The organism is Sphingomonas sanguinis (assembly GCF_001476905.1).
GTDB classification, from domain to species: Bacteria; Pseudomonadota; Alphaproteobacteria; order Sphingomonadales; family Sphingomonadaceae; genus Sphingomonas; species Sphingomonas sanguinis_B.
In genome coordinates this window covers 1-8,525 of the sequence record NZ_LDTE01000082.1, presented here as the reverse complement: position 1 = coordinate 8,525, position 8,525 = coordinate 1, and the positions used below count along the sequence as shown (strand labels likewise).

Genomic DNA, 8,525 nt, shown 5'->3' with positions numbered 1-8,525 from the left:
CCGCTCACGCTGGCACTGGCCGCCAGTGCCAGCGTGAGCGGCAGGGTCAGCAGGGAACGGGGCATAAACATGATCCTCAACCCGGAAGTCTGAAACGAAGCATAAAGTCGCTCCAGCCGCCCGGCGCTTCATAAAGCGCCGATGGCATGTCGCGTAATGGACAGTTTCTGAAAACTGTCGTCACCTTGGTAACGATCCCTTGCGCCCCTGTCGCCCGGCATGCGCCCCCGCGCCAGAGGCGATGGCCGAGGACGACACCGGGCGGGGACAAAGCGACGGCTGCATCATCCTCAACCAGGCAGCTTGTAGCGGAGCGTGAAATTGCTCCAGCCGCCCGGCACGTCGTACAGCTCGGCCGGGAGCCCGCGCAGCGGCGAACACCCCTTGAAGGTGGCGATCGCCAGATCGTCGACTCGGTCGACATAGCGCTCATTCTCGCCATCGACGCCGCTATGCCCGACGACACGCGGCGCGGCGGCTAGGCTACCATCCTTGTTGAGATGGAGGTTGATCGACACGCGAATTCGCTCGGCGCCCGGCCCCGGCGTCACCTGCCGGTTGGCACAGGGCAGAACCTGGCGATAGATGGCCGAGGCGATGTCAGCGGTTTGCTTGGCTCCCATCCTGGCAGCGGGCGCAGCCTGCGACTTGGACGGCGATGGGTCGGCGGACAACCCCTTCAGGAAGTCGGCACCCAGATGCGACCCGCGCGGCTTGCTGGTCTTGGCCGTCTCGCTCTTGCCGCTGCCGCGCGCGTCCGTGGCGGGCTTCGGGGTCGCGGCGGGCTTGGCTTCCGACCGGGTCGGGCGCGCAGGCGCGGGTTTCGCCTCACGAACCGGCTTGGCCGGAGCGGGCTTGGCAGGCGCAGGCTTGGGCTTTGGCTGAGGCTTGGGCTGCGGCCGTTCCACCGGTTTCGGTTGAGGCACGGGCTTGGGCGCCGGACGTGGCTTGGGCGCCGGTTCGGGTTTCGGCTCCGGCTTGGGCTGGGGTTTGGATTGCGGCTTGGGCTGAGGCGCGGGAGGCGGCGGCGCAGGCTGCGGTTCGGGCTCGGCCTCGACCGGCTCGGGCGGCGCGGCGTCCTCGGGCGCGCCCTCTTCGGGTGCCACCGACTGGGCGGCCTGCTGGTTCGGCGTCGGCGACGCGGCATCCAGCGCGACATCCTTGACCAGCGAGATGTCGATCGGCGTGACCTTCAGCTTTTCCGGGTTCGGCGTCGCCAGAAAGCCGACCGACAACAGGCCGAACAGGACGAGATGCCCTGCGACCGCAATCGCCAATCCTGTCCGCTCGCCACGCTCCATCAGCGCTGGCCTGCTCCCTGGGCCGGGCCGCCCTCGACCGTAACCAGCGACACGCGATTGAGCCCGGCGCGGTTCAACTCGCCCATCACCCGCATCACCCGGCCATAGTCCAGCGCCCGGTCGGCGCGCAGATAGACCTGCGGCACCTGCCCGTCGGGACCTTTCCGCGCCGCGATAGCGTCCAGCCGGGCGGGCAGGTCGCCTTCGGTGATCTCGTCATCGTTCAGGAACATGCGACCCTGTTCATCGATGGCGATCTGTTCGGGCTTCTGTTCCTGGTCCAGCGCCTTGGCGCGGCTGTCAGGCAGGTTCACCGGCACGCCCGACGTCAGCAGCGGCGCGGTCACCATGAAGATGATCAGCAGCACCAGCATCACGTCGACCAGCGGCGTGACGTTGATATCCGCCATCGGCGCACGGCGGCCCCGGCCGGAGCGGGAGGGAAGGTTCATGGCCATGGCGGACGCCCCCTTAGCGCGCCGAGTCGAGCTGGCGGCTGAGCGTGGTGTGGAAGCCGTCGGCGAAGCGGTTCAGCGACGCCTCCACTCGGTTCACGCCGTGGCTGAAGCGGTTATACGCGATCACCGCCGGGATGGCGGCAAACAGGCCGATCGCGGTGGCGAACAGCGCCTCCGAAATGCCCGGCGCCACCACCGCCAGCGAGGTGTTCTGCGCCTGGGCGATGCCGGTGAAGCTGCGCATGATGCCCCAGACGGTGCCGAACAGCCCGACAAAGGGTGCTACCGAGCCGACCGTCGCCAGCACGTTCAGCCGGTCCGACAGCTTGTCGATCTCGCCCGCCACGGCCGATCCCATCGCGGTGGCGAGCCGCTCGCGCGTGCCGTCGCGATCGATATGCCCGCCCGCGGTCGAGCGCCGCCATTCCTGCACACCCGCCGAGAAGACTCGCGCGGAGGGCAGTTCATTATCCTGCTCCATCCGGTGAAAGGCGTCGATATCCTCGGCCTTCCAGAAATCGCGCTCGAACCGGGTCATGCCCTTCTTCGTGCGCGCCAGCTTGCGCGAAAAGGCGACGATGATCGTCCAGGTCCAGATGCTGGCGAGCAGCAGGCCGAGCATCACGATCTTCACCACCCAGTCGGCGTGGATGAACAGGGCGACGGGCGACAAGGAAGCGGCATCCATGTTGAAGACGGGATTCATGGGTGTTGGGTGTCCCCTTGCCAGACAAGGCGTTGGTAGATGGCGATCCAGTCGGCGGGTTGCCGTCGCGGGCGGCCGTTCGGACCGACCCAGGCAACGGTAACCGTAGCGTCGGTCAGCATGACCGCGCCGCACCTGACTGTCTGATGAATGACGACGCGCACCGCACTGACCTGGATCAGTTTCGACACGACGACCAGATCGTCGTCGAGCCGCGCCGAGGCGGCATAGCGGATGGCGATGTCGGTGACGGCATAGGCGCCCTCGCCCGCCTCATGCGCGGCACGCTGGTCGATCCCGGCGATCCGCAGCATGTCGGAACGCGCACGCTCCATATAGCGCAGGTAGTTGGCGTGATAGACCACGCCGGACAGGTCGGTATCTTCGAAATAGACACGCACCGCAAAGCGATGCTCATGCCCCTCGAAGCGGCCGCCCTTGGGCTGGTCTTCTCCCGTCACCGTCATGGTGACTGCCCGTTAACCTATCCGTCCGGGGGAAGGAAGGCACTTGCGCGCCTGTTACCTACAGGTTACTTGATACCCATAGGTTACAGTCTGCGGGTTGTGGGGGGTCATGATGAATCTCGTGGAGAAGGCCGAAGCCAGAAGCCGTGACCGGGCGATCGTCTATTATCTTACCGCCCTTGTCCTGCTGCTCGTCGCCATCGCCCGGCTTCGGGTTTCCGATGGTTCCTGGTTCGTCATCGTCGGCGCGGCGGCCCTCAGCCTGACGAGCCTGCCCATTCGGCTCTTCGAATGGCGAAAGCTCGCTCCCCTGCTCAATGACGAGACGACCCGCGATCACCGACGGTCGAGCATCGCCGCCGGTTTCTGGGTCATGCTGGCTAGCGCGGCGCTCATCGCTGGGCTGCCGCGCTTTCACGCGCTGGAGGCGATTGTCGCGGCGCGGATCGTCATCACCGCCGGGCTGATGGCCGCGCTGATCGCCTTCGCCACACTGGAGCTGCGCGCCGGCCGGTAAACAGACAAAAGATTTAAGGGAGGAACATCATGGGTCTTGTCGAGAAAGCCGAAAGCAAAAGCCGGGCGCGGGCCATCATCGGCTATCTGCTGGCAGTGACGCTTCTGGCATCTGCGATCCTCGCGACGCGCGGTCACAGCGACGGTGCTGCGCGATTGGCACCCTGGTTCGTCATGATCGCACTAACCGCGCTCAATCTCACCGCACTGCCGTTCCGCTGGAGTCGATGCCGGCCGGTATCCCAGTTGATGAATGATGAAACGACGCAAGATCATCGGCGGTCGAGTCTGGCGGCAGGCTTCTGGGCGATGCTCACTGCGGCGGCTGCGACCGTCATCGTCGGATCGCTTGCCCCTCTCGACGCCATATCGGCGGGACGAATCGTCGTCACTGCCGGGCTGATGGCGGCGCTGATCGCCTTTTCGACACTGGAGCTGCGCGCCAGTCGATGAACGAAATGCTGGGCAACGACCTGAAGGCGGCGCGCGAAGCGGCCGGGCTCACGCAAGGCGGCCTGGCCGAAGCGATCGGGGTCAGCCGCAAGACGATCAACACGGTGGAGAACGGCGTCTTCCAGCCATCGACCCTGCTCGCGCTCAAGCTCGCGCGGGCGCTGGGTCGATCGGTCGAATCGCTGTTCTGGATCGCGGACTGACCGGCCCTTACCGGATCGCGCCCTTACTGGATCGCAGTCGAATCGACCTTCAGAGACGGCGGGTTGATGACCGGCGCGGTATAGGGCTTGGCGGCGGGCACCGGCTGGCTGGACAGGACGGGCTGGGTCGCGGGGCGCGGCGCGACCTGCGGATTGGCCTGTGCCGCGATGGTCAGCGGCGCGGTCGACTGTTCGATCGGCACCATCGTGCCATTGCGCCACGCGTCATAAGCGCGGAAGAAGGCGATGAAGGGCGCGTTCAGCTGGTCCAGTCGCGGCGCCGCGCCGATCTCGAACCCGGTGGCGGGCGTGCTGCTGATATCGGCAAGCACCTGGTCGGCGGCGGCACAGAAGGTCTTGCGCACCGGGGTGATCGAGAAGAAGTTATAGAGCCGGGTCATCGCGTCGTCATAGCGATCGCGCCAGTCGCCGCCCTGCGACTGATATTCCGCCGAATAGCGCTTTTCCGCCGCCGCCAGCGTGATCCGCTGCACGGTCAGCATCGTGTTGTAGCGGTTGACGATCTGCCCCTCGTCCGGCCCGCGACAGGCGAGCGCGGCGACGTTCAGCGCCGAGCGGAGGTGCCAGATGGTCGCGGCACTGGTCAGCGAGCGGTTGGGGGTGTCGTAGTTGCCGTCGGGCAGCAGGACCGGAATCCGCATCCCCGGTGTCGCGCCCGGTGGCAGCGGCGCCTTGGCATATTGCGGCTGCGGCGCCGGGATCATCACCGGCGGCGGCGCGACCTTGGCAGTTTCGCGCGCGGCACATCCCGCCAGCGACAGGCCGATCGCCATACCCGATACAATACGCAAACTCGCCATGAACCCTGATCCTCTACGCCCGCCCCCCGGCTGTTGGCATCCCTCATGCCGAATCACGGTTAACACGTCGTAAGCCCTGCGACGAAACGAGCGTTTCGTCAGAGAGTTCGAGGTCGCCTTCAAAATTCCTCCCCAACAACGGGGAGGAATGGATCAGGCCGCGCGCGCGACCAGGGCGGCGGCGGCTTCGGCCATCAGCTGCGCCAGGATGTCGGCGATCGGCTCTTCCTTCGTGACCATGCCGACCGACTGGCCCGCCATCACCGAGCCATGCTCGACATCGCCCTCGATCACCGCGCGGCGCAGCGCGCCCGCCCAATAATGTTCGATCTGGAGCTGTGCCTCCATCATCGCGACCTTGCCCTCGTCCAGCGCCTGGGCGACTTCGCGCTGCTTGGCGGTGAAGAGCTCGCCGCCCGCATTCTTCAGCGCGCGGACCGGGATGACCGGCAGGCGCGGGTCGATCTGCACGCTGGCCACCGCGTCGCGGGCCGAGGCGCGGATGAACGCCTTCTTGAAATTGGCGTGGGCGATCGATTCGGTCGCGCAGACGAAACGCGTGCCGAGCTGGACGCCCGCCGCACCCATGTCGAGATAGGCGGCGATCGCCTCACCGCGGCCGATACCGCCCGCGACGAAGACGGGGACCTGCTCGGCGATCTCGGGCAGCATTTCCTGCGCCAGCACGCTGGTCGAGACCGGGCCGATATGGCCGCCCGCTTCCATGCCCTCGATCACTAGCGCATCGACGCCCGAGCGGATCAGCTTCTTGGCGAGGCTGAGCGCGGGCGCGAAGCAGATAACCTTGGCGCCCGTCTCCTTGATCGCCTCCAGCGCGCCCTTGGGCGGCAGGCCACCGGCGAGCACGACATGGCCGACCTGGTGACGGCCGCACACCGCGATCAGGTCGAACAGCTGGGGGTGCATGGTGATCAGGTTCACGCCGAACGGACGGCTGGTCATCGCCTTGGTCGCGGCGATCTCGGTGTCGAGCAGCTCGGGGGTCATCGCCCCGCAGGCGATCACGCCGAAGCCGCCCGCGTTCGACATGGCGGAGACGAGGTTGCGCTCCGACACCCAGGACATGGCACCCGCCATGATCGCCATCTCGGCGCCCAGAAATTCCGCGCCGCGCGCCATGCGGGTGGCGAGACGCTGTTCGCCGGTGGTGGTGGTGAGGGTGTCGGTCATCGACGCTCCATGCCGTGGGTAGCGGCGGACGGCAAGATTTGGTTCACGCGAAGCCGCGATGACGCGAAGAGTTTGTTCGCGCGGAGACGCGGAGGCGCGGAGATGACCTGCGCGCGGCAGCGCCATCACTTCATCAATGATGGTTGATAAAGGAGCGGCGGCACGGCGGGATACACCACCTCCGCGTCTCCGCGCCTCCGCGCGAACCAATCTTTTTTGAATACGCTTCGCGTCTTCGCGGCTTCGCGCGAACGAAAGCCCCCTCCCAGAGCCGAACCCAGAGAGGGGGGAAGCCTTCAGGCCGCTTCGGCGTCCAGGCCGTAAGCGGTGTGGAGCACACGTACCGCCAGTTCGGTATAGTCCTCTTCGATCAGCACGCTGACCTTGATCTCCGAGGTGGTGATCGCGAGGATGTTGATCCCGCGCGCGCCCAGCGTCTGGAACATGGTCGAGGCCACGCCCGCATGGCTGCGCATGCCGACGCCGACGACCGAGATCTTGGCGACCCGCGTGTCGTGGACCAGGCTGGCATAACCGATGTCGCCGCTCGCCTTTTCCAGCACGTCCAGGCTGCGCGCCAGGTCGGCCGAGGGCACGGTGAAGGTCACGTCCGTCGAGCCGGTCGAATGCGCGATGTTCTGGACGATCATGTCCACATTGATCCCCGCATCGGCCAGCGGCGCGAAGATCGCGCCGACCGCGCCAGGGCGATCCGGCACGGCGGTCAGGGTGATCTTGGCTTCGTTCTTGTCATGCGCGATGCCGGTGATGAGCTGGCGTTCCATATCGTCGATTTCCTCTTCGCCCACGATCAACGTGCCGCGATGTCCGTCTTCGTCCCGTGCGTCGTCGAACGAGCTCAAGACCCGCACACGCACCTGTTCCTTCATCGCCAGACCCACCGAGCGGGTCTGGAGCACCTTGGCGCCGACGCTGGCGAGTTCCAGCATCTCTTCATAGGTGACCTTCGACAGCTTGCGCGCACGCGGCACGATGCGCGGATCGGTGGTGTAGACGCCGTCGACATCGGTATAGATGTCGCACCGCTCCGCCTTCATCGCCGCCGCGACCGCGACCGCGCTGGTGTCCGATCCGCCGCGGCCCAACGTCGTGACCCGGTTGCCCTCGGCCACGCCCTGGAAGCCGGGGATCACCGCGACCACGCCGCTGGCGAGGCTCTGGTCGAGCGCGGTCGTGTCGATCTCGCCGATCCGCGCTTTCGCGAACGCCGTGTCGGTGTGGATCGGCAACTGCCAGCCCAGCCACGAGCGGGCGGGGACGCCCATCGCCTGGAGCGTGATCGCCAGCAGCCCGCTGGTGATCTGTTCGCCCGCCGAGACGACGACGTCATATTCCTGGGGATCGTAAAGCGACGAGGCCTCGCGGCAGAAACCGACCAGCCGGTCGGTCTCGCCCGCCATTGCAGAGACGACGACCGCGACCTCATGGCCCGCCTCCACCTCGCGTTTGACCCGCGCCGCCACGTTGCGGATGCGCTCGATTCCGGCCATCGAGGTGCCGCCGAACTTCATCACGATACGGGCCATGCGGTTTTTGCCAATCTCCTTGGGGTAAAACGGCGGTCCTGATAGGTAGCCCCCATGACGAACGCAAGCCATTTGAACGATTCTACCATTATTGGGGCCGAAGCCGCACATTTCGGAAAGATGGCGGCCGATTGGTGGGACCCCAAGGGATCGAGCGCGATGCTGCACCGACTCAACCCGCCCCGGCTGCGTTACATTCGCGAGCAGATCGACCTGCACTGGGATGCGGACGGACAGGGCTTCACGCCGCTATCGGGCAAGCGGGCGCTCGACGTCGGCTGCGGCGCAGGGCTGCTGTGCGAGCCGCTCGCGCGACTCGGGGCCGAGGTGACGGGGCTGGACGCCGCACCGGAGAATGTCGCGGTCGCCGCCGCCCATGCCGCCCAATCGGGGCTGGATATCCACTATCGCGCGGGCAGCGTCGAGGGGCTGGAGGGCGAGACCTTCGACCTCGTCACCTCGCTGGAAGTGATCGAGCATGTCGCCGATCCGGCGCGATTCGTCCGTGGGCTGGCCGATGCGCTGGCGCCCGGCGGGCTGATGATCCTGTCGACGCCCAACCGCACGCCGCTGTCGAAGCTGGCATTGATCACGCTGGCGGAAGGGACGGGCAAGATTCCCAAGGGCACGCATGACTGGTCGAAATTCCTGACGCCCGACGAACTGTCCGCCCTGTTGACCGAGGCGGGGCTGACGGTGCGTGACGTGCGGGGGCTGAGCTATTCGCCGACCAAGGGATTCATGGTCAGCGACTCGACCGCGCTCGACTATTTCATCACCGCGACACGCTAGATACGTTCCCCCCCTCCCCTTCAGGGGAGGGGTCGGGGGTGGGGCGCTTCCGCAAACGCACGGCCAGTGG

At 66.6% G+C, this 8,525-nt stretch carries 11 protein-coding genes; 4 read left to right on the top strand and 7 right to left on the bottom strand.

Going from position 1 to position 8,525, the window contains the following annotated elements; translation table 11 throughout:
* Window positions 1-290: 290 nt before the first annotated feature.
* From SB4_RS13100 to SB4_RS13085, 4 genes are read right to left on the bottom strand one after another with little or no spacing between them, the layout of a single operon-like run.
* Window positions 291-1,301 (bottom strand): hypothetical protein, encoded by a 1,011-nt coding sequence (locus tag SB4_RS13100; RefSeq protein ID WP_058752918.1) that lies wholly within the window; start codon window positions 1,299-1,301, stop codon window positions 291-293.
* Entirely contained in the window at window positions 1,301-1,759 is a 459-nt protein-coding gene (gene tolR / locus SB4_RS13095) for a protein TolR (protein ID WP_058715296.1), read from the bottom strand. The genes SB4_RS13100 and tolR overlap by 1 nt, the downstream gene beginning before the upstream one ends.
* Window positions 1,760-1,772: 13 nt before the next feature.
* Window positions 1,773-2,465, bottom strand: a complete 693-nt coding sequence (gene tolQ, locus SB4_RS13090) for a protein TolQ (RefSeq protein WP_058752917.1) — start codon at window positions 2,463-2,465, stop codon at window positions 1,773-1,775.
* Entirely contained in the window at window positions 2,462-2,932 is a 471-nt protein-coding gene (locus SB4_RS13085) for a YbgC/FadM family acyl-CoA thioesterase (RefSeq protein WP_058752916.1), read from the bottom strand. Before SB4_RS13085 ends, tolQ begins: the two co-directional genes overlap by 4 nt.
* A gap of 109 nt (window positions 2,933-3,041) precedes the next feature.
* Here SB4_RS13085 and SB4_RS13080 point away from each other — a divergent pair, with 109 nt between their 5' ends.
* Genes SB4_RS13080 through SB4_RS13070 form a run of 3 tightly spaced genes read left to right on the top strand, consistent with a single transcriptional unit; the run spans window position 3,042 to window position 4,104 of the window.
* On the top strand, window positions 3,042-3,449 hold the full coding sequence (locus SB4_RS13080; RefSeq protein ID WP_058752915.1) for a hypothetical protein: 408 nt from the start codon (window positions 3,042-3,044) through the stop codon (window positions 3,447-3,449).
* 29 nt (window positions 3,450-3,478) lie between these two features.
* Complete coding sequence (locus SB4_RS13075) at window positions 3,479-3,901, top strand: hypothetical protein (RefSeq protein ID WP_058752914.1); 423 nt, start codon at window positions 3,479-3,481, stop codon at window positions 3,899-3,901.
* Window positions 3,898-4,104 (top strand): helix-turn-helix transcriptional regulator, encoded by a 207-nt coding sequence (locus SB4_RS13070; RefSeq protein WP_058752913.1) that lies wholly within the window; start codon window positions 3,898-3,900, stop codon window positions 4,102-4,104. The genes SB4_RS13075 and SB4_RS13070 overlap by 4 nt, the downstream gene beginning before the upstream one ends.
* Before the next feature lie 23 nt (window positions 4,105-4,127).
* Here the strand turns inward: SB4_RS13070 and SB4_RS13065 are convergent, their stop codons facing one another.
* The 3 genes from SB4_RS13065 to SB4_RS13055 form a co-directional block, all read right to left on the bottom strand.
* On the bottom strand, window positions 4,128-4,925 hold the full coding sequence (locus SB4_RS13065; RefSeq protein WP_153006206.1) for a hypothetical protein: 798 nt from the start codon (window positions 4,923-4,925) through the stop codon (window positions 4,128-4,130).
* 153 nt (window positions 4,926-5,078) lie between these two features.
* On the bottom strand, window positions 5,079-6,116 hold the full coding sequence (locus SB4_RS13060; protein ID WP_275044985.1) for an NAD(P)H-dependent flavin oxidoreductase: 1,038 nt from the start codon (window positions 6,114-6,116) through the stop codon (window positions 5,079-5,081).
* A 296-nt stretch (window positions 6,117-6,412) separates the two neighbouring features.
* Window positions 6,413-7,663 (bottom strand): aspartate kinase, encoded by a 1,251-nt coding sequence (locus tag SB4_RS13055; RefSeq protein ID WP_058715303.1) that lies wholly within the window; start codon window positions 7,661-7,663, stop codon window positions 6,413-6,415.
* Window positions 7,664-7,717: 54 nt separating this feature from the next.
* Between SB4_RS13055 and ubiG the strand changes: the two genes are divergently transcribed.
* Window positions 7,718-8,455, top strand: a complete 738-nt coding sequence (gene ubiG / locus SB4_RS13050) for a bifunctional 2-polyprenyl-6-hydroxyphenol methylase/3-demethylubiquinol 3-O-methyltransferase UbiG (RefSeq protein WP_082670157.1) — start codon at window positions 7,718-7,720, stop codon at window positions 8,453-8,455.
* Window positions 8,456-8,525: the final 70 nt, after the last annotated feature.

Bases quoted from the DNA above. Each gene is read 5' to 3' on its own strand.
- tolQ (WP_058752917.1), bottom strand. From the start codon at position 2,465: ATGAATCCCGTCTTCAACATGGATGCCGCTTCCTTGTCGCCCGTCGCC.
- SB4_RS13055 (WP_058715303.1), bottom strand. From the start codon at position 7,663: ATGGCCCGTATCGTGATGAAGTTCGGCGGCACCTCGATGGCCGGAATC.
- ubiG (WP_082670157.1), top strand. From the start codon at position 7,718: ATGACGAACGCAAGCCATTTGAACGATTCTACCATTATTGGGGCCGAA.
- SB4_RS13065 (WP_153006206.1), bottom strand. From the start codon at position 4,925: ATGGCGAGTTTGCGTATTGTATCGGGTATGGCGATCGGCCTGTCGCTG.
- SB4_RS13060 (WP_275044985.1), bottom strand. From the start codon at position 6,116: ATGACCGACACCCTCACCACCACCACCGGCGAACAGCGTCTCGCCACC.
- SB4_RS13070 (WP_058752913.1), top strand. From the start codon at position 3,898: ATGAACGAAATGCTGGGCAACGACCTGAAGGCGGCGCGCGAAGCGGCC.
- SB4_RS13080 (WP_058752915.1), top strand. From the start codon at position 3,042: ATGATGAATCTCGTGGAGAAGGCCGAAGCCAGAAGCCGTGACCGGGCG.
- SB4_RS13075 (WP_058752914.1), top strand. From the start codon at position 3,479: ATGGGTCTTGTCGAGAAAGCCGAAAGCAAAAGCCGGGCGCGGGCCATC.
- SB4_RS13085 (WP_058752916.1), bottom strand. From the start codon at position 2,932: ATGACGGTGACGGGAGAAGACCAGCCCAAGGGCGGCCGCTTCGAGGGG.
- tolR (WP_058715296.1), bottom strand. From the start codon at position 1,759: ATGGCCATGAACCTTCCCTCCCGCTCCGGCCGGGGCCGCCGTGCGCCG.
- SB4_RS13100 (WP_058752918.1), bottom strand. From the start codon at position 1,301: ATGGAGCGTGGCGAGCGGACAGGATTGGCGATTGCGGTCGCAGGGCAT.